Origin of the sequence: Chroococcidiopsis cubana SAG 39.79 (assembly GCF_003991895.1) — a bacterium.
GTDB classification, from domain to species: Bacteria; Cyanobacteriota; Cyanobacteriia; order Cyanobacteriales; family Chroococcidiopsidaceae; genus Chroococcidiopsis; species Chroococcidiopsis thermalis.
In genome coordinates, this window is the sequence record NZ_RSCK01000074.1 from 12,214 (window position 1) to 32,491 (window position 20,278).

Annotated in this window: 11 protein-coding genes; 9 read left to right on the plus strand and 2 right to left on the minus strand. The window is 42.9% G+C overall.

Going from position 1 to position 20,278, the window contains the following annotated elements:
• The first annotated feature begins 4 nt into the window (after positions 1-4).
• The 4 genes from DSM107010_RS28015 to rppB all read left to right on the plus strand — a co-directional run bounded on the left by DSM107010_RS28015 (position 5) and on the right by rppB (position 5,960).
• Positions 5-3,175: an efflux RND transporter permease subunit gene (locus DSM107010_RS28015; protein ID WP_106168257.1), complete on the plus strand. Its 3,171-nt coding sequence runs from the start codon at positions 5-7 to the stop codon at positions 3,173-3,175.
• A 276-nt stretch (positions 3,176-3,451) separates the two neighbouring features.
• A complete protein-coding gene (locus tag DSM107010_RS28020; protein ID WP_106168256.1) occupies positions 3,452-3,919 on the plus strand; it encodes a hypothetical protein in 468 nt (155 codons plus the stop codon).
• A gap of 15 nt (positions 3,920-3,934) precedes the next feature.
• Positions 3,935-4,639 carry a two-component system response regulator RppA gene (gene rppA / locus DSM107010_RS28025; protein ID WP_015155047.1) on the plus strand — a complete coding sequence of 235 codons (705 nt, stop codon included), beginning with the start codon at positions 3,935-3,937 and terminating at the stop codon, positions 4,637-4,639.
• Positions 4,626-5,960 (plus strand): two-component system sensor histidine kinase RppB, encoded by a 1,335-nt coding sequence (rppB, locus tag DSM107010_RS28030; RefSeq protein ID WP_127024455.1) that lies wholly within the window; start codon positions 4,626-4,628, stop codon positions 5,958-5,960. Before rppA ends, rppB begins: the two co-directional genes overlap by 14 nt.
• A 30-nt stretch (positions 5,961-5,990) precedes the next feature.
• Here rppB and DSM107010_RS28035 read toward each other — a convergent pair whose 3' ends face one another.
• The gene (locus DSM107010_RS28035) at positions 5,991-7,616 is read right to left on the minus strand and encodes a mechanosensitive ion channel domain-containing protein (RefSeq protein ID WP_015155045.1); all 1,626 of its coding nucleotides are present in this window, start codon (positions 7,614-7,616) and stop codon (positions 5,991-5,993) included.
• Between the two features lie 391 nt (positions 7,617-8,007).
• Here DSM107010_RS28035 and DSM107010_RS28040 point away from each other — a divergent pair, with 391 nt between their 5' ends.
• The 3 genes from DSM107010_RS28040 (at position 8,008) to DSM107010_RS28050 (ending at position 16,337) form a co-directional block, all read left to right on the plus strand.
• Positions 8,008-14,022, plus strand: coding sequence for a hybrid sensor histidine kinase/response regulator (locus tag DSM107010_RS28040; RefSeq protein ID WP_127024458.1), 6,015 nt, complete (start codon positions 8,008-8,010; stop codon positions 14,020-14,022).
• 8 nt (positions 14,023-14,030) lie between these two features.
• Positions 14,031-15,746, plus strand: coding sequence for a response regulator (locus DSM107010_RS28045; RefSeq protein ID WP_127024461.1), 1,716 nt, complete (start codon positions 14,031-14,033; stop codon positions 15,744-15,746).
• Between the two features lie 153 nt (positions 15,747-15,899).
• Positions 15,900-16,337: an Rrf2 family transcriptional regulator gene (locus DSM107010_RS28050; protein ID WP_015155042.1), complete on the plus strand. Its 438-nt coding sequence runs from the start codon at positions 15,900-15,902 to the stop codon at positions 16,335-16,337.
• Between the two features lie 37 nt (positions 16,338-16,374).
• Here DSM107010_RS28050 and DSM107010_RS28055 read toward each other — a convergent pair whose 3' ends face one another.
• Positions 16,375-17,238 carry a WCX domain-containing protein gene (locus DSM107010_RS28055; RefSeq protein WP_106171112.1) on the minus strand — a complete coding sequence of 288 codons (864 nt, stop codon included), beginning with the start codon at positions 17,236-17,238 and terminating at the stop codon, positions 16,375-16,377.
• A 491-nt stretch (positions 17,239-17,729) separates the two neighbouring features.
• Here DSM107010_RS28055 and DSM107010_RS28060 point away from each other — a divergent pair, with 491 nt between their 5' ends.
• The gene (locus tag DSM107010_RS28060; protein WP_241994367.1) at positions 17,730-19,853 is read left to right on the plus strand and encodes a hypothetical protein; all 2,124 of its coding nucleotides are present in this window, start codon (positions 17,730-17,732) and stop codon (positions 19,851-19,853) included.
• 2 nt (positions 19,854-19,855) lie between these two features.
• Complete coding sequence (locus DSM107010_RS28065; RefSeq protein ID WP_241994368.1) at positions 19,856-20,215, plus strand: hypothetical protein; 360 nt, start codon at positions 19,856-19,858, stop codon at positions 20,213-20,215.
• Positions 20,216-20,278: the final 63 nt, after the last annotated feature.

Sequence of the window (20,278 nt, forward strand, 5' to 3'; positions counted from 1 at the left end):
GTCAATGCTCAATTCCATCCTGAAGTGGTCAATTATTCAACGCTGGCTGGTTGTTCTGGGAGCAATTATTGTCACCATATTAGGAATTTACAATTTAAGGCAGATGCCCTTAGATGTTTTTCCGAATTTTGCACCGCCCCAAGTTGAAATTCAAACAGAAGCACCAGGACTAGCTCCTGAAGAAGTCGAATCTTTAATTACATTACCAATTGAAAGTGCCATCAATGGTACGCCTGGAGTGACGACAGTACGCTCGTCTTCTGCGGTTGGAATTTCCGTTGTCAAGGTCATCTTTAGCTGGGACACTGATGTATTTCAAGCTCGCCAGTTGGTGACAGAACGATTGCAGCAAGCCCAAAGTAAGCTACCTCAGAACATCGAGCCACCGCAAATTTCTCCAACTAGCTCTCCCATCGGTACGATGTTGCAATATGCGTTTACTGCTGAGACGACACCACTGATGGAAGTGAGGCGGCTGGTCGATCGCGATATGACTAACCGCCTGCTGGCAGTGCCAGGAGTTTCTCAAGTCATTGCCTATGGAGGAGATATTCGCCAATATCAAGTGTTGACCGATCCTGCAAAGTTACAAGCCTTTAACGTGTCTTTAGCAGAAGTTACCGAAGCAGTACGAGCGGCGAATACCAATGCTGCTGGTGGCTTTCTTGTCAACCCAGATCGAGAATTATTAATTCGGGGCATCGGGCGAATTTCATCCATCGAGGAGTTAAAACAATCGGTCGTTACTGCCCGTAACGGCAAACCCGTATTACTCAGTGATGTAGCCGACGTACAAATCGGCGCAGCTTTGCAACGGGGTGATGGCAGTTTCAACGGTCAGCGAGCGGTTGTCGTGATGGTTAACAAGCAACCTCAAGCTGATACTCCGACCGTGACAAAAGCGATCGAAGCAGCGATCGCAGATATTCAGCCTAGCCTACCCAAAGATGTTAAAGTTACCGTTTCTTTTCGCCAGCAAAACTTCATCGACGATGCAATTAAAAATGTTGAAGATTCCCTGCGCGATGGCATCATTATTGTTTCCGTTATCTTAGTGCTGTTTTTGATGAATTGGCGTACTGCCGTCATTACTCTCAGCGCTATTCCTTTATCAATATTGATTGGATTGCTAATTTTGAATTGGTTTGGTCAAGGCATCAACACGATGACTTTGGGAGGACTAGCGGTAGCAATTGGCTCGGTGGTAGATGACTCAATTGTGGATATGGAAAATGCCTATCGAGGGTTACGAAAAAATCAGCTAGCGGGAAATCCGGTTCATCCCTTCCAAGTGGTCTACGATACTTCAGTCGAAGTGCGCGTGAGCGTGCTATTTTCTACAGTCATTATCGCTGTGATTTTTGCCCCAATTTTTACGCTGACTGGAGTAGAGGGTCGAATTTTTGCTCCAATGGGTGTGGCTTACTTAGTCTCTATTTTTGCTTCAACTCTGGTAGCAATGACGCTCTCGCCAGCCTTGTGTGCCATCTTGTTAGCCAACCACCGATTACCAGAGGATGAAACTTGGGTTTCGCGTTGGTCTCAACGGTTGTATCGTCCCCTACTCAGATTTTCCATTCGCGTTCCGAGTATCATTCTGACGATCGCAGTGGCTTTATTTATCGCCTCCGCGATCGTTCTACCGTCGCTAGGACGAGTGTTTTTACCGGAATTTCAAGAGCGATCGCTTGTCAATGCGATGTTGCTATACCCTGGTGTTTCATTAGAAGTCACAAACAAGTCGGGGATGGCAATTCAAGAGGCGCTTAAGGGCGATCCTCGGTTTGAGTCCGTGCAGTTACGCTCTGGACGTGCGCCTGGAGATGCAGATGCGGGTGGTGTCAACTTGGGACACGTAGATATAGAAATTAGCGATGAAGGAATCAAAGATCGAGCAGCGACTATTGAAAAGGTTAGAGCAGAATTTGCGAAATTACCAGGTGTTGCTCCTAGTATTGGTGGTTTTATTTCTCACCGCATGGATGAGGTACTATCTGGGGTGAGAAGTGCGATCGCGGTGAAAATTTTTGGTCCTGAACTGGATGAACTACGCAGTATTGGTGCTGAAGTTCAGGCAACAATAAGCAACGTCCAGGGGATCGTAGATTTGCAGCTAGAACCCCAAGTTCCAATTAAACAGGTACAAATTCAATTCGATCGCGCTGCTGCTGCTCGTTACGGTCTTTCAGTCGGTCAACTATCAGAAGCGATCGAAACTGCCTTAAATGGACGAGTCGTTTCTCAGGTATTGCAAGAACAACAGTTATTCGACTTATTAGTATGGTTAAAACAGAGCGAGCGCAATAACTTAGAAACTATCAGAAATTTATTAGTCGATACTCCCAACGGACAGAAAATTTCTCTGGCATCTGTTGCTAAAATTGACTACGGTACTGGTCCCAATACCATTAATCGGGAAAATGTATCGCGATTAATTGTTGTTTCTGCTAATGTATCCGGTCGAGATTTAGGTTCTGTTATTGAAGATATTCGCACTAATATTAAACAGCGAGTGCAACTGCCATCTGGCTATTTTATTCAATATGGTGGTCAGTTTGAATCAGAGCAACGAGCCACTCAAAACTTACTCTTATTTGGTGGTTTAGCTATTATCATTATTGCAGTTTTAATGTACTTTGCCGTCAAGTCAATATCTGCCATGTTGATGATTCTAATTAACCTACCCTTGGCTTTGGTAGGAGGCATTTTTTCTGTGTCTTTGGGTGGTGGAGTCATTTCTGTAGCTTCAACGATCGGATTTATCACTTTATTTGGAGTCGCCACGCGCAACGGTTTACTATTAGTTGAAAACTACAACGCCAAGTTAGCGCAGGGAATGCCCTTGCAGTCAGTCCTATTTGAGGGTTCTATGGAACGACTAGCGGCTATTTTAATGACCGCTCTTACCTCAGCACTAGGTATGGTTCCGCTGGTGATTGGTAGTGGAGCAGGTAAGGAAATTTTGCAACCTTTAGCGATCGTGGTTTTAGGTGGGTTGTTTACTTCCACTGCATTAACCCTGCTAGTTATTCCAGCTTTATATGCTCAATTTGGTAAATTTTTGGTTCCATACAATTCAGTTACAAACGATAGAGCCTCAAATATCCCCCCTAGCTCCCTATATGATTCAGTTAAAAGTATAAGATCCTCGAAGATCCCCCCTAGCCCCCCTTAAAAAGGGGAGAATATTGCCCCCCAATTCATCGGGGGTTGGGAGGATCGAGTCTTATCTGAGCTGTATTGCCCTAGCTCCCCTTGGAAAAGGCAGAATCATAGCCCCCCTTAAAAAGGGGGGTTGGGGGGATCGTCCGCTCTGCAACCTATGAGTTTTTATTTCCCAAAAAGACTGAGCTAGTGTCAGATTTAGATATAACTCAACGTTCCGTCATGTAGAAGCGTAATTGCTCAAGATATTCTTGTTTACAAACATTACATCAATTGGATTTGAATCATGAAAACATTCCATTCAAACTTATTATTTTTAGGTGTTGCAGGATTTATTTTCTTAGGGAGTAGCGATCGCGACTCAAACGTTATAGCTTCAGAAATTAAAGCGCAAGCTGAAATAATTAGTGAAACAGCAGGTGCAACTAAAGATAGTAAAAGTAAAAAAGGTGGTCAGGTTGTAGAATCAGGAGCTTATCACTTAGAGTTAGTTACTCTGAAAGAAGATAAGGGAACGCATTTAGATTTCTATCTGCAAAGAGGAGATAGTCACGCAACAATTCCTAATGCTAAAGTAATGGCTCAAATTCAAATGCCCGATGGTACGCAAAAAACACTTCCATTTCAGTATGACACTAAGGGTCAACACTACACGGCTTTGCTTGCAGGAAACAAAACTGGTCAATATCAAGTGAAAGTTACTGCCGATATTAAAGGTGAAAAAGTCAACGGACGTTTTAGTTTTAAGCAGTAATTTGTATGCAACAGTATGAGAGTGCTACTAGTTGAAGACGAACCAGACTTAGGAACTGCCATCAAGCGCACCTTAAACCAAGAAAAATATGTGGTTGACTTGGTTTTCAACGGTACGGAAGCTTGGGATTACCTAGAAAACCAGCAGATGCAGTATACGCTAGCTATCTTTGACTGGTTGTTACCTGGTATGTCAGGTATAGACCTTTGTAAGCGGTTAAGGAGGCAAAACAGCCCGCTACCAGTGTTAATGCTAACTGCCAAAGATAGCGTCGAAGATAGAGTTGCTGGCTTGAGTGCAGGGGCAGATGATTATTTAGTAAAGCCCTTTAGTATGGCGGAACTGCTAGCAAGAGTTAAGGCACTCCATCGACGATCGCCTCAACTTCAACCCCAACAACTACAAGCAGGTAATTTAATTTTGGACTACGATACTCGCAGTGTCTATCGTCTGGAGCGCTCCGGTGGTAAGCAGTTAGTCGAATTAACGAATAAAGAGTTTCAGCTGCTAGAGTATTTCATGAAGCATCCAAACCGGATTGTCACTAGCGAGCAGATCCGCAATCAACTTTGGGAAGTCACGGCGGATACGACAAGTAATGTTGTAGCAGCTCAAATTCGCCTGCTCAGAAGACGATTAGCAGTAGTAGATAGCGATCGCGCGATCGAAACGGTCTCTGGTAGAGGCTATCGCCTGAATATTCCCAATGCAGCAAAATAAGCTTTTTTCTCAAACTCGCTGGCAACTTGCAATTTGGTATGCTTCTGTCATGAGCTTTATTCTCGGTCTACTTGGCTTTGGAGTCGAGCGGGCAATTATCCACGCTCATTGGCAAACTCTCGACCGAGAGATAGAGGTGGTCGCTGGTACGCTACACGACGATGTTGAAAAAGATTTACGGCAACCAGGACGTTTAGAACCAACAATTCAACAGTTGCTACAGATATCACAGAGGGATAAACGCCACGTATTAGGGGCAATTCACCAGGGCGACTACTATGCTAGGTTTTTAAGTCTTTCGGGAGAGAATGTCGCTGCTCTGGGTTTCTTACCGGATGCTTTACCTTTAACGTCAGGAGAACCCATGTGGCAAACCTTAACCGACAGTCAAGGAAATCGCTACCACCAAATTTCTCTATCGCTGCATACTCAGGACAATCGCCCTTGGGGATACATACAAGTAGGACGCAGCCTCAGCGACGTGGACGCTTATTTAGCCAATGTCAAGTTAGTGTTGTTGCTGGGGTTGCCAAGTGCGATTATGCTCGTAGCGGTTTCGAGTTGGTGGCTGGCAGGTAGAGCCATGCAGCCAGTATACCAGTCATACCAACAGATTCAACAGTTTACGGCTGATGCCGCTCACGAGCTGCGAACTCCACTAGCTGCACTGTCAGCAACCGTTGAATCGGCACTGCGATCGCCGCATTTGCCCGAACCAGAAGCACGCGAGATTTTGCAAACCGTCAACCGCCAGAACCAACGACTCACGGCATTAGTTGCAGATTTGCTACTCCTATCGCGTATGGAGCGTCAATCTTTACCAGTGCGACATCAACTTTGTTGTCTTAACGATATTATTAGCGATTTGGTAGAAGAACTGGAATCTTTAGCGCTTGCCGCAGCAGTCACGCTGAAAGCTGAAATTAAAGTCTATAAGCCATTACAGATCGTCGGGGATGAAGAGCAGATGTATCGTCTGGTGACTAACTTGATGGTTAATGCTATTCAATACACCCCTACAGGCGGTTGTGTTAGGGCGATTTTAGACAAAGAGGACGATCGCGCCATCATTCGAGTTGTAGATACAGGTATCGGGATTGCACCAGAACATCAGCAGCGGATTTTCGATCGCTTTTATCGCGTGAATAGCGATCGCTCTAGGATGACTGGTGGTTCTGGTTTGGGATTGGCGATTGCAATGGCGATCGTTCAAGCACACAAGGGCAGCTTGGAGGTACACAGCGAGTTGGGCAAAGGCAGTACCTTTACCGTTCGATTACCACTAGGGGTTTGCAGTGCTGTCGTAGGGAGCAGGGAGTAGGGAGCAGGGAGCAGATATACAACCTCCCAATTACGATTTGCCATCACCTGAAGTCTGGGAATGGCGATCGCCGTTATTGTGCCAACGTGTCAGCATTTGAGTTAAAGCTGACTCGACTTGTGGTGAAAGTCCCACCGTTCCAGAACGCAAGTGGAGATCGTGCTGTGGAAAAGGGATCTCAATTTCTTTTTGGTTCAGCACGTCATAAATTTTATAGTACAGATCGCTAGTGAGTAAAAATTGCCGCTCCGGTTCCTTAGTCCAAACCAATAATTCAAAATCTAGGGCGCTGTCACCAAAGCTTTTAAACAGCACTTGGGGCGGGGGAGACTTTAACACCTTGGGATGGTTGCGAGCTGCTTCTAGCAAAGCGGCTTCTACAGCTTTGGCATCGCAACCATAGGCAACGCCAACCGGGAGATGGAGGCGCGAGATTGGGTTATGGTGGCTCCAGTTGATCACTTCATTTTCGAGAAAGCGGGAATTCGGCACGATGATCGAAACGCGATCGAGGGTGCGAATTTCAGTGCTTCTGGCTCCAATCCGCTCGACAGTTCCTTTATAGTCTCCTACTTCAACAAAATCCCCCACCTGAATTGGGCGCTCGAACACCAATACGATCCCGCTACCGAAATTTTTGGCAATATCCTGCAAGCCGAAACCAATCCCCACACTTAAGGCACTGGCAACGATCGCTAAAGAACTAATATCAAGTCCCCAGATTTGCAGCAATACCAGCGAGCCAACAAAGATCAGACCGTATTTCGCAAGAATGGCGATCGCTTCCTGAGCGCCGCGATTGATGCCAGCATACCGCAGCACGCGAGAGCGAAACAGATTGGTGACAATTCCAGCAAAGATAACTAAGCCAAACAGCAATCCGGCTAAAATTACCAAGTCGATGACAGAGTATGAGTTATTGCTCAACGTCAGAATGGGTGATGCCAGACTAGTCGTAAGAACGCTAGCAATTTGGTAACTCCACTGCCGCGTAAAGGGAAACAAGTTCGTGATGTAAAGGACAACCCCTACCCAAAGCCCAATCCGCGCGATCGCTAACACGAGTTTGAACAAAAATTCTAGTATGCGTAGTGGTTGGCGATCGGCATCTGCTTCCGTACTAGCAGTTAATTGCTCTTGAGCCGCTTGAAAGAAACGATGCTTAATCCATCCCAATCCCCAAGTTAAAGCAGCAGCTATCAGGACAATTCCTGCTGCTAAAAGAATAGTTTGCCAAAGATAAGCTGTCGTTCTTTCCGTTTTTGCTCGCTCTAATGCCTCCTGAATTTGCTGCACCCATTGGCTTGCTTGCTCTTGTGGCGTGCTACCTGGAATTGCATCTCGTTCTGTAACTGTCAGCAGGTAGCGATCGTTTAATAAAATTGTCGGTAACTGGTTGCGTTGTTCAATTTCTACTTGGATCGGTCGATCGGCTTGAACTACATTTTGTAGTTGTTTAGCGATCGCCTCTGCTCGTTCCCGAGCGCTGTATTGTCCTGAATTGCTGACTTGAAAGATTGGCTGTCCGTCTAGCACGACAGGGACTTTTGTAGGTGTCTGGGCGATCGCGGGAAACCACAATCCCAAGGCTAGGACTATAGCAATAATTGCACTTATGAAGTTAGATGCGAATCGAAAACGGCGAGAACGAACCATGCAAATCTCTATCGAGTTATTTGAGTAATTTGAACTAAGGAATAGTACTTCTAATTATTAGGAGATCGTTTGATACACTCAAATGAGTATTTTTGACACAAAAAATTTATCCTACTGTTGAATTACTAACATCTTCCTTGAGAAAGACAGTACAAATTCGTTTTCATAAAAATAGCTCTTGCAGTCTCTCGATGCTGGATGAGCGGGTGAGTGCGATCGCGTAAATTCGCTCGGCTCGAAGTTTAAGCTTTTCTTGACAAAAAGCTTGGAAGCTGTGAGGTTTGCTAGAATTATTGACTGGCTATTATGAAAACTGAGTTTTCATTATTGAAAAACGTATCGAATCGATTGACATCCATTAAAACTTTTACTCCATTAGTGCAACCAGAATATGAGCATGGCGATCGCGGGTTACACGCTACTAGAAGTTATAACTGAATGCACTAACACGACTGTTTATCGTGCTTATAGGGATACAGACAAAACCTCAGTTATTATTAAAACTCCAAAAGCCGAGCGTACATCTATAGAAGAGCTGACTTACTTAAAACACGAGTATAACATTCTTCACGACCTGAAACTAACAGGGTTCGTTCAACCATTGGCTTTGGAGAGTTATCAAAGCGGCTTAGCCCTAATCTATGCAGATTTTCCAGGGATATCTTTAAAAAGACTGCTTGAATCGCGAAAAAAAATTGGATTAATTAGCTTTTTATCAATCGCTATTCAATTAGTTTCAGCCGTCGCTCAGCTGCATCAACACAACATTATTCATAAAGATATTCAGCCCTGCAATATCTTAGTTAATCCCGAAACAGGTCAAGCGATCTTTATCGATCTTAGCCTTGCTTCACGCTTGCCTATAGAGAATCAGACCATTCGTCATCCTGAATTGTTGGAAGGCAATCTAGCCTATATCTCACCAGAGCAAACTGGTAGGATGAACCGCGCGCTCGATTACCGAACTGACTTTTATTCATTAGGTGTGACTTTCTATGAAATGCTGACAGGACAGTTACCATTTCAGGCAAACAATCCACTAGAACTTATTCACTCTCATATTGCTAAAGCCGCAATATCGCCTAGAGAACATCAACCAGAAATTCCGCCAGCGATCGCCCAAATCGTGATGAAATTGCTAGCAAAAACGGCAGAAGACCGCTACCAAAGTGCATTGGGTTTAAAGGCTGACTTAGAAACTTGTCTGAGAATGTTACAGACAACCCAGAAAATTTCTTCCTTCCGTGCAGGTCAACTCGATTTATCTAGTCAATTTCTAATTCCCCAAAAACTTTACGGTCGCGAACGAGAAGTTGCAACTCTCATAGATGCTTTCGATCGCGTCAGTCGAGGTGCGACGGAGATGATGTTAGTCAGCGGTTATTCTGGGGTTGGTAAATCTTCTTTAGTTAACGAAGTTCATAGACCAATTGTGGGAGCGCGGGGATATTTTATTTCGGGAAAATTTGACCAATTTAAGCGAAATATTCCTTATGCTTCTTTAATTCAAGCGTTTCAAGAATTAATCCGGCAATTACTGACCGAAAGTAGCGATCGCATTGCCAGTTGGCAAGCAAAACTTTTGACAGCTTTAGGTTCTAATGGTCAGATAATTATTGACGTGATTCCCGAAGTCGAACGCATTATTGGCGTGCAGCCAGCAGTTCCTAGTTTAGGAATCACTGAATCCCAAAACCGATTTAATCGAGTATTTCGACAATTTATTCACGTATTTACTCAACCAGAACATCCGCTAGTTATCTTTTTAGATGACTTACAATGGGTCGATCTAGCTTCTTTAAAACTGATTCAGTTGCTTGTTTGTGACTCGCATAGTCAATATTTATTATTAATTGGAGCTTATCGCGATAATGAAGTTAATAGCTCTCATCCTCTCATATCAACTCTGGCTGAGATTCAACAAGCTCATGTCGTAACGAACAATATTGTCCTTCAGCCTTTACAAATTATTCACACTAACCAATTAATTGCCGATACTCTCCGCACGAACACGACTACAACTAAGGCGCTGGCTGAATTAGTTTTTAAGAAAACTCAAGGTAATCCTTTTTTCTTAACTCAACTACTAAAATCTCTATATCAAGAAAAACTGTTGACATTTGATTTCGATCGCGCTGGCTGGCAGTGGGACATTCATGTGCTTCAAGAAATTGATATTACTGACAATGTTGTGGAATTAATGGTTAGCCAAATTCAAAAATTATCACCAAAGACGCAGAAAGTTCTGAAGTTTGCTGCCTGTATTGGAGATAAATTTACATTAGATATTTTAGCCATTGTCAATGAGAAATCTTTATTGGAAACTGCGAAAGATTTATGGGAAGCCCTACAAGTAAATCTAATTTCACCCCTTTCTGAAGCCTATAAAATTCCGCTCGTCATCGAGCCAGACACCTCAAAAATTTTATTAGTTAAACCATTAAAAGTTAGTTACAAATTTTTACACGATCGCGTCCAGCAAGCAGCTTATTCTCTCATTCCCGATTCACAAAAACAAGCAACTCATTTAAAAATAGGTCAATTATTACTTAAAAATACTGCAATTGAAGAACGAAAAGAAAATATTTTTGCTTTAGTCAATCACCTAAATTACGGTGCTGACTTACTCACTTTAGACGCGGAAAAATCCGAGCTAGCCGAACTCAACCTGATCGCAGGTCAGAAAGCGAAAGCAGCAACAGCGTATGAGTCTGCTATGCGCTACTTTAAAATGGGTTTGGGATTATTAACAGCAAATAGCTGGCAGAATCAGTACGAGCTAACACTGGCACTCTACGAATCAGCGGTAGAAGCAGCTTACCTGAATGGCGACTTCGAGCAAATGGAGCAATGGGCAACGATTGTCTTACAACAGGCAAAAACCCCGATTGACAAAATGAAAGTTTATGAAGTCAAAATTCAAACTTGCATGGCGCAAGTCAAACAACTCGAAGCGATCGCCATTGGCTTACAAGCACTGGAACTGCTAGGGGTAAGATTACCTCAGTCGCCTAGTCCCTTAGATTTGCAACACGCACTCAGCCGCACAGCAACAAATTTGGCTGGGAAAAATATCGAAGACTTGATTAACCTACCGTTAATGACTGAGGTTGATAAGCTAGCAGCCATCAGAATGCTAACCAGCTTAGGTTCTCCCACCTATCAAGCCGCACCGATGTTATTTCCCTTGGTTGTCTGCGAACAGGTGAATTTATCGCTGGAATTTGGCAATACACCTTTTTCGGCTTACGGTTATGTTTGTTACGGCGTGATTTTAAACGGCATAGTTGAGGATGTTGAGTCGGCTTATCAATTTGGTAAGTTGGCTTTGAACTTAGTGGAACGATTCAACACCCTAGAACTCAAAACTAGTGTATTTTTTGTCGCCGGATCGTGTACGATGCATGGAAAAGTACACGCTAAAGAGACTTTGCCACTGCTACTGAATGGATATCAAAATGGATTGGAAAACGGGCATTTTGAATATGGTGGCTATGCTGCCATGCAAAGATGCCAATATTCCTATTTTACGGGTCAGGAACTGGCAAATCTGGAGCGAGACATGGCAAACGTCAGCGATGCTCTGCTTCAGTTAAAGCAAGAAAATGCCTTAAGTTGGAATCAAATCTTTCAGCAGTCAGTAGCTAACTTACTCGAACCAACTCAAAATCGTTGCTGTTTGTTAGGTAAAGCGTACAACGAAGAGCGATCGCTACCGCTATTACAGAAAGCCAACGATCGCACCGGACTGCACTATTTTTATATAAACAAACTGATTCTTTGTTATTTATTTGGCGAGTACGAGCAAGCGTTAGAAAATGCAGATCGAGCCGTACAGTATTTAGATGGAGTCAAAGCATTTCTGGTTGTGCCAGTCTTCTATTTCTACGATTCTCTGGCAAAAATTGCCATGTATCCCTCAGCATCGCGATCGCAACAAGAACAACTTCTAGACAGAGTACTCAATAACCAGAAAAAGATGCAAAAATGGGCAGGCTATGCCCCGATGAATTTTCAGCATAAGTACGAATTAGTAGAAGCAGAGCAAGCGCGGGTATTAGGTCAATATTGGCAAGCTATGGAGTCTTACGATCGCGCGATCGTAGGCGCTAAAGAGCATAGATATATTCAAGAAGAAGCCTTAGCAAATGAATTAGCAGCCAAATTTTATTTTTCACAAGGCAGAGATAAAATCGCTCAAGTTTATTTAGTCGAAGCTTACTACGGTTATCTACATTGGGGAGCCACGGCAAAAGTTAAAGATATAGAAATAAAATATCCCCAAATTCTTGTGCGATTTCCGAAGCAAGAAGCCGTTCCTGACAATGTTAGTCAATCCTTAAGCCCTATCTCGATTGAAAACCCCAAAAATCTAGATTTGGCAACTGTGATAAAAGCTTCACAAGCAGTTTCAGGTGAAATTGTTTTCGATAATTTGCTGACTAAACTCATGCAAATAGTGCTAGAAAATGCAGGGGCGGAAAAAGGATATTTAATCTTAGATAAGGCGGGAGAACTTTACATTGAAACGGCTGGAGGAATTGATCTAGATGAAATTGCGGTGCGGGAAGCGCTCCCTTTCAGAATATCGGAAACGCCTGAGAATCATCCTATCCTGCCTATTTCTGCGATCAATTATGTAGCTAGAACTCTAGAATCTGTAGTTTTAAATGATGCAACTGTTAAGGAAATCTTTGCTAGCGATTCTTACATTGTCGCTCGCCAACCAAAATCAATTTTATGCACGCCAATTCTGCACCAGGGGAAACTGACGGGGATTCTCTACCTAGAAAACAATCTCACAACTGGAGCTTTTACACCCGATCGCCTGGAAATTTTACAACTGCTATCTGCTCAAGCCGCAATTTCAATCGAAAACGCTCGTCTCTATCACGATTTAGAAAATTATAACCAGTCTCTAGAAACAAAAGTTGCCGAGCGGACGTTAGAACTACAAGCAAAAAACGTGCAACTGCAACAGGAGATTGGCGATCGCCAGCGAGCAGAAATAGCAGCCGAGGCTGCGAGTCAAGCTAAGAGTGAATTTTTAGCCAATATGAGTCACGAACTCCGCACACCGCTAAATGGCATTTTGGGTTACGCTCAAATTCTTAAGAAAGAAAAAGCTTTGACCGAGCAACAAAAGAATGGTTTGGATATCATTCATCGCTGCGGCGATCACTTGCTGACTTTGATCGACGATATTCTAGACATCTCCAAAATCGAAGCCCAAAAAATGGAACTCGATTGTCACGATTTCAATTTTTTAGAATTTCTAGCGGGGATTGTCGATATCTGTCAAATTCGCGCCGAGCAAAAAGGCATTTGTTTAACTTACGAGCTGTCTAACCTACCGCAATTTATTCGTGCTGACGAGAAAAGACTGCGACAAGTCTTGCTGAATCTGTTGGGCAATGCTGTCAAGTTTACCGAAAAAGGTAGCGTGACTTTCAAAGTGAGCGATCGCGCTGGAAAGCTGCGGTTTCAAGTAGAAGATACTGGAATTGGCATGGCAGTAGAACAGTTAGAAGAAATTTTCTTACCGTTTCAGCAGGTAGGCAGGCATCGCGATCGCGTTGAAGGAACGGGGTTGGGTTTGGCAATTAGTAAGCAGTTGGTGCAAAAGATGGGTGGTGACATCAAAGTCAAGAGTACTTTGGGTCAAGGGAGTGTTTTTTGGTTCGAGCTAGAATTACCGAGAATTTACCAATTAGCTGAAGTTACTAACATAAGTAAACAAAGAATTATCGGTTTTCAAGGCAACAAATTGAAAGTGTTGGTAATAGACGATAAATGGTCGAACCGTTCTGTCATAGTTAATATGCTAGAGCCATTGGGGTTTGAAGTGTTAGAAGCGATCGACGGTCTTGATGGTTTGGCTAAGGCGCAGGCGTTTAAGCCTGATTGTGTCATCCTCGATTTGGTCATGCCTGGGATGGATGGGTTTGAAGTGACTCGTCATCTCAGGACATTGCCGGAGTTAACAGGCGTAGTGGCGATCGCAATCTCAGCTAGCGTGTTCGATTTCGATCGGCAGCAGAGTCAAGCAGTCGGTTGCGATGATTTTCTGCCAAAGCCAGTTCGCGAGACAGATTTATTAGAAAAATTAAGGATTCACTTAGGTTTGCAATGGATTTATGAGGAAGAATCGACAGAGAAAGCTTTAGATAATTCCTCAGCAAGCGAACTGGCAACAGGTGCGATCGTTCCTCCTCCAGCCGAGGAGATGGTGAAGTTACTCGATCTGGCAATGAGAGGTGACATTCGAGGCATTATAGAACAAGCCGTTAGAATTGAAGCATTAGATCGACGATACAGACCATTTGCGCTGCATCTGCGTCAACTCGCTAAAAGTTATAAAGAGAAACAAATTCTGGAGTTTGTGAAAAAATACTTAGATATCTAGAGGCATGAATGAGCGTGGCTACTGCCGAACCAGGCACGATCCTAGTTGTCGATGATACTCCTACTAATTTGGAGATCCTTTTCGATTTCTTAACTAATTACGGTTTCAAAATTTTGATCGCTGAAGATGGTGAAAGCGCGCTCCAAAAAGCAGCATATGCCTCACCAGATCTGATCCTGTTAGATATTTTGATGCCAGGGATAGATGGTTTTGAAACTTGCAGCCGCCTCAAAGCCAGTGAATCAACGCGGGAGATTCCGGTAATTTTTATGACTGCCTTATCTGAAACAGCAGATAAAGTGAAGGGTTTACAGGTGGGAGCAGTCGATTACGTAACTAAGCCATTACAGCATGAAGAGGTTTTGGCAAGGGTGCAGACACATCTGCGGTTGCGATCGCTAACCAAGCAACTCCAAGCGCAAAACGTGCAGTTAGAGCAGGAGATCGAGCAGCGCCAACGGCAGTATCAGCGATCGCAATTATTTGCGGAAGTGACGCTGAAAATTCGTCAATCACTTCAGTTAGAGGACATACTACAAGCGGCGGCGATCGAAGTCCAGAAGATTCTGCAAGCAGATCGAGTTGTAATTTATCGCCTGCGATCGGATGGTACTGGTAGTGCAGTTGCTGAGGCAGTGCTACCTGGTTGGTTCTCAGTTCTGGGACAGCAATTTGCTGCGGAAGTTTTTCCAGAAGATTGCCATCAGCTTTACTGTCAAGGGCGAATTCGCGGCATTGCCGATGTGGAACGGGAAGAAAACATTGCGCCGTGTTTAGTTGAATTTATGCGGCAATTCCAAGTTAAAGCAAAACTGGTCGTGCCGATTATTACCAAAGCAGAACTCTGGGGTCTATTAATTGCTCATCAATGCAGTAGCTCGCGAGACTGGACTGATTTTGAGACAGAGTTGCTGGGACAGCTAGCCGATCAAATTGGTATTGCCATAACTCAAGCTCAACTTTTAGAACAAGAAACTCGCTACTCTCAGGAGCTAGCGCGATCGAATGCCGAACTGCAACAGTTTGCTTCGATCGCCTCTCACGATCTGCAAGAACCATTGCGCAAGATTCAAGCATTTGGCAACAGACTTCAAGAAAAGTATGGCGAGCTGCTGAACGAACAGGGGGCTGACTATATAAGACGGATGCAAAATGCAGCCCAGAGAATGCAGATTTTAATTGACGATTTGCTCGTATTTTCACGAATTACAACTAGAGCGCAACCCTTCGTTGCAGTGAATCTTGCCAAGGTAGCAAAAGAGGTACTATCAGATTTAGAAGTGTTAATTCAACAAACTGAGGCGCAGGTGGAGCTGAGCGAGCTGCCAAGCATTCATGCCGACCCGTTACAAATGCGTCAGTTATTGCAGAATTTGATTGGCAACGCCCTCAAATTTCGGCGAAAAAACGAACCTCCTCGTGTGAAGATATACAGTCAAATTATCGATAATCGAGAACAATTAACTGAGAATTTACTAAATACTTATCTTTGTCAAATTACAGTTGAGGATAACGGTATTGGTTTTGACCAAAAGTATTGCGATCGCATTTTTCAAGTTTTTCAACGGTTGCACGGTCGCAGCGAGTACGAAGGTACGGGTATAGGTTTGGCAATTTGCCGTAAGATTGTCGAGCGGCATGGTGGCAGTATTGCAGCTGAAAGTAAGCCAAGCCAAGGAGCAAAATTTATCGTGACGCTACCTATGCATCAATCCATAGATTGAGGGGGCTTTGTTCGTGTCGCTGGGATATGCGATCGCTTTGATACTGGTCAGGATCGATGAATTTTGTTTATCATGCTGATAAGAAACTCTATTTGTTTCGCGCCATCTTGTCACCTAAAGTAAAAACATCGTCCTTTCCGGCTAGTTTTTCCAATGGAACTTTCGAGCAAATCTGAATATGCACTGCTGGCGCTGTTAGAGTTGGCGAATGCTTATCAGAGCGCTCAGTTGCTCCAAATTCGGCAGATAGCAGCCAGACGAGATATACCAGAGCGTTATTTGGATCAACTGCTGGCAATATTGCGGCGAGGCGGACTGATTAAGGGTATCCGTGGAGCTAAGGGTGGTTACATCCTGGCACGCGAACCACGCCAAATTACGCTGCTAGATGCTTTGCGATGTATTGAAGGATTAGATATCGCATCTTCTGTAGAGCAAAGCACTGCTGAAGGAGCAGAACGAGGCGCAGTTGAGGAAATTTGGCAATCAGCAGAACAGGCGGCGAATGCAGTTTGGCAAAACTATACGCTCCAAGACTTGTGCGATCGCGTTGCCGCTCGTCGGCAGTTAGATTATATGTACTATATCTAGACTTAAGCGGCATTTTTAGTTCGTATCCTTGCCATATTTAACTTTTGGTTTCGATATCGTACAACTGGCACATGGCAAGGAGTTCTTGTTTGAGGCGATCGCGCATACTCTGTGGTGATACAATGACGCAATCTTGCCGATAACGCAGGACTTCTCGAATCAGCCAAAACTCGTTAACAACTCGCCGCACGACTTGACGCACATCCCCAATCGTTTCGTCTTCTAAGTCATCTTCCCTACGTTCATAGGATTTCACCATCCAACCCTGAAAGTGTAAGTATACTTTTAGATGATCTAATCCCTCTCGCCATTCACCGCTTGCGGGTACGATTAAACGAATGCGATCGAAGATTAAAGTGCGATTGTGCCAAAGTTCGGGTAAGTTGGGAATCGAATTTTTTACATCTTCCGTTTCCTCGCACCATATGAGTAAGTAATACCGCTTATCGAAAAAGCGCGGTTCGGCATAGCGCACGGTATACTGTAATTCTTCACCTTGGGAATTTTCATAAAACAAATAAAACGGTTGTTGCTTTTGTCTATACTCATCAATTTGACTTCGCCATGCTTGTAAGAGCTTACTTGCCTGTTTGAGCAATGATTGGCGGATTGATGCATCAAGGTTTCCTCGCTCTAATAAAAGTGTAAGTATAGTTTGAGATTCGCCAATTTGACCTGCATCGTTAAGCGCTTTGATAGCCTGCTGCAAAGCGTTGACTTGGTTAGAGTCAAGCGTGAAGGGCTTTCCCACCTCTACAGCGTGTTGGGCGATCGCCACGATTAAGCCCGAAATACTAGGATCTTTGCCCCAAAGAATATTGAGGCGACGGGCGATCGCTTCTAGTTTTTCCTTGGTTCCTGGCGGAATTGACAGTGTAATCGTGTCTTTTTTTCGAGGCATTTACAAAATGTAGTTGCACTTTGGAAAATGTTGTGTCATTATTTCTAGTGTAAATGTAAATGCTCTATACGTGAGTCAATGTAATGGCAAAAAAGGAGGCATTGAAACAGCTGTCTGCTCCCACACTCAGAAATTGCATCAACTAAATGAATCAAATGACTGACACTAATCAAATCAGAATTCTGATTAGCGCCTTGGCTAGTGGTGTCGTATCAGTTCAGAAGTCCACTCTGATGATGGCATTAGCAAGTCGATCGGAAGCAGTAACAATTGCTGCACAGTTTGACTCTCCCCGACTCAAGCGAGAGTTGAACTTAGCAAAACCTCATCAAACCACAAAAGTATCGCTAGAGCTTGAGTTTGAAGCAAACCGAGTCATTTATCAAAGTCAAGAAATTGGTAAAATTCAAATTCTCTACAAACCTCCTTTACCTGGTGAGCTGCAAGCAAGATTAAGTACTGAAAGTGCGATTGACCGATTTTTAGAATACTTGCAAAAGCTATATCAAATTGTTGTACTTGATGAAAGCGATCGCCATGTGAGAGTTTTCATTCCTAATAAGCAAATACCCAGCTTTGTAGAACTTTGGCAAGAGTTTCTAGAAAAAGTAGCTTTTTCTGCCTATGGAGATACTAAACATCAATTACCAGGGTTAGTGCAGACTTTCATTCAAATGCTAAATTCTGTAACTCTCTCTGGACGGGGATTTAGTACTTTAGATGTACCAATTTTGACTAACGATCAATCTAATGTATTAGCTGCTTGGTATTTTGCAGTAGTGCGAGATGTCGGAGAACGTCAAAATAGCCGTCAGAAACAGATCGATCTATTAGAAAAAGAGCTTACAGAATTTGATTTAGATGACAAAACGCGCAGCTCTAAAACAAATAAGCAAGCAATGCAAGACAAGGAAACTCTGAAATATACTGAGTATTTTCGCAAGTCTTTTGGTGGAAGCTTAGAAGAACAAAACGCAGCTTTGCAAGAGGTGAGACAACTCGAAACTCGATTATTCCAATCAAGTTTAACTAAAGCAGAACAGCGAAAATTACAAAAGCAACAAGAAAAATTAAAAAAAATATTGATTCTTTCTCAAGAATCTATTCAGCAAAAATTGGAATTATTCAAGCAGTCTGAAGGCGATCCATTCAAATTTGTTCGGCTAGATGAGCAACAAAATCCAGATAAATTTAAGCAAATTTATAAAATTGCTAAAAACTTTACAAAAATTGCTACCGACCAAATTAACTCAACTCGTGGTGATATCTTTACTCAATGTATTTCAGAGATGTATCGCTTGTTAGAAAATGAGCCGAAGAAATCATTACCACAACCGCTACTGACAGAAGAACCGATTTTAGGAGAGGCGCGATCGCCTGGAGATGATAGTAAAGAATTTTGCTATTCATGCGGTGTTAAGCTTGACCCAAAAAATGCACGCTGGCAAGTTTTGAGATTTATGTTTGAGCGTCCTTCTCAACGTCGTCAGTCAGCGTCGAGTGAAGGTAGACCTCACATTTGTGCTTCCTGTTCAGCCTTAGCTTTTGCTTCACCTCTGAAAGTGACAGATGAAAGTATTGTTTTACAGCTTAAGTCTCTTAGTGGCAGTACAATTTCTGAGTTAAAAATAAAAGACTATCTCAGAATGCTGACAAATAAAGAGATGCATTTGAGTGCAGGTCGCTATTTAATTTTAAGTTCAGATCGCACAAATACAGGAGAAATTGCCTCTCAAAAAATGGGTCAAGTGCAGTATGCACTGGCTAAAGCTGCTTCAATCTTTCCTGTAGAAGTTTTAGCAGATTTTGAATTTTGGCTGATTACCCAAGGTAGCCAAAAAATTCTAATAGCCAATAGACATTTAATTCTTGTCAAAGGTTTAATGAATAGCTACGGTCAGTCAATTATCAACGCTGACAAAGATGTCAATATGACCTTGGGTGATGCTATACGCTACATTCAACAGGATTTACCTTATTTGGCAGATTATATACTGGCAAAACCTACTAACTACTCAAATGTCGTTGAGACAGAAAAAAACCGCAAAAAATATTGGGAGATGATTAGAGAAAGCACTATGAACAAAGAACATCAACTATGGCAAAAAGCAACTTTGTACGAGGATGTTGCTGCTTTAACTGGCTTAACTTATGCCTTCGCTCAATCATTCAAAAGAATTGCAAGTGAGTGCTTATCAAAGGAAGATGCGGAGCGCGAATTGAGTAAACTTATCGAAAAGGTTGAAGATGGTCATGCATTTTCTTACTTTTTCTGTGATTACTATAAACCCTTTGAAGAGGTAAATAAAACTATAACAAAAGTACAATTTTATCGAAATCCAGATTGTAGCTTTATCTATGACCGTTTGAAAGAGTTACTGGCAAAAATAGAGGTATCTATTTCTGACAGAGAAGAAATAGATAAAGAAACTCAACAAGCAAGGCTAAACATATTTGCAGAAGATATAACAAGAGTTTACGACCATTTCATTCATAAGAAAGAGTATCTTGCAGAAAAGGATTGGAAAAACTTAACTTACAATCTCAAACTTTCTCTTTACACTCGGTTCCCTGAACTACTAACCAAAGCAAAAACTAAGAGTGAGAAAAAATAATTATGGCAACTGGACTTCCTAAAACTAGCGATGCACGCCTGCACTTTGATATTTATGCCATTCTCGAAGGCTCTCAAGAACTTTATCTCGGTCATGAAGTACAGGTGAATATTAACTTGGTTGAGACAGTAAAACTAACAACCAAAGATGGACTCTCTTTAGAAAAATGCTACATTTCCCCAACAAAACGACGTGGTGTTGAACGACGTAGTTTAATTTGGTCGCCTGTCTGCACTGGTGAATTGCTAGGAGATAAACTTAAGTGTGGCATACCTGAAACCTGCGCTTTACCTACTTGTCCTATTTGCTCAACTTACGGCGGTTTAATAGCAGGTAAAAAAACTCTTAGAACCTATTTATAAAGTAAACCTTTAAGCAGATAGGCGACGTAGCATAATTCGAGTCATAACAGCATAAATAGCTGC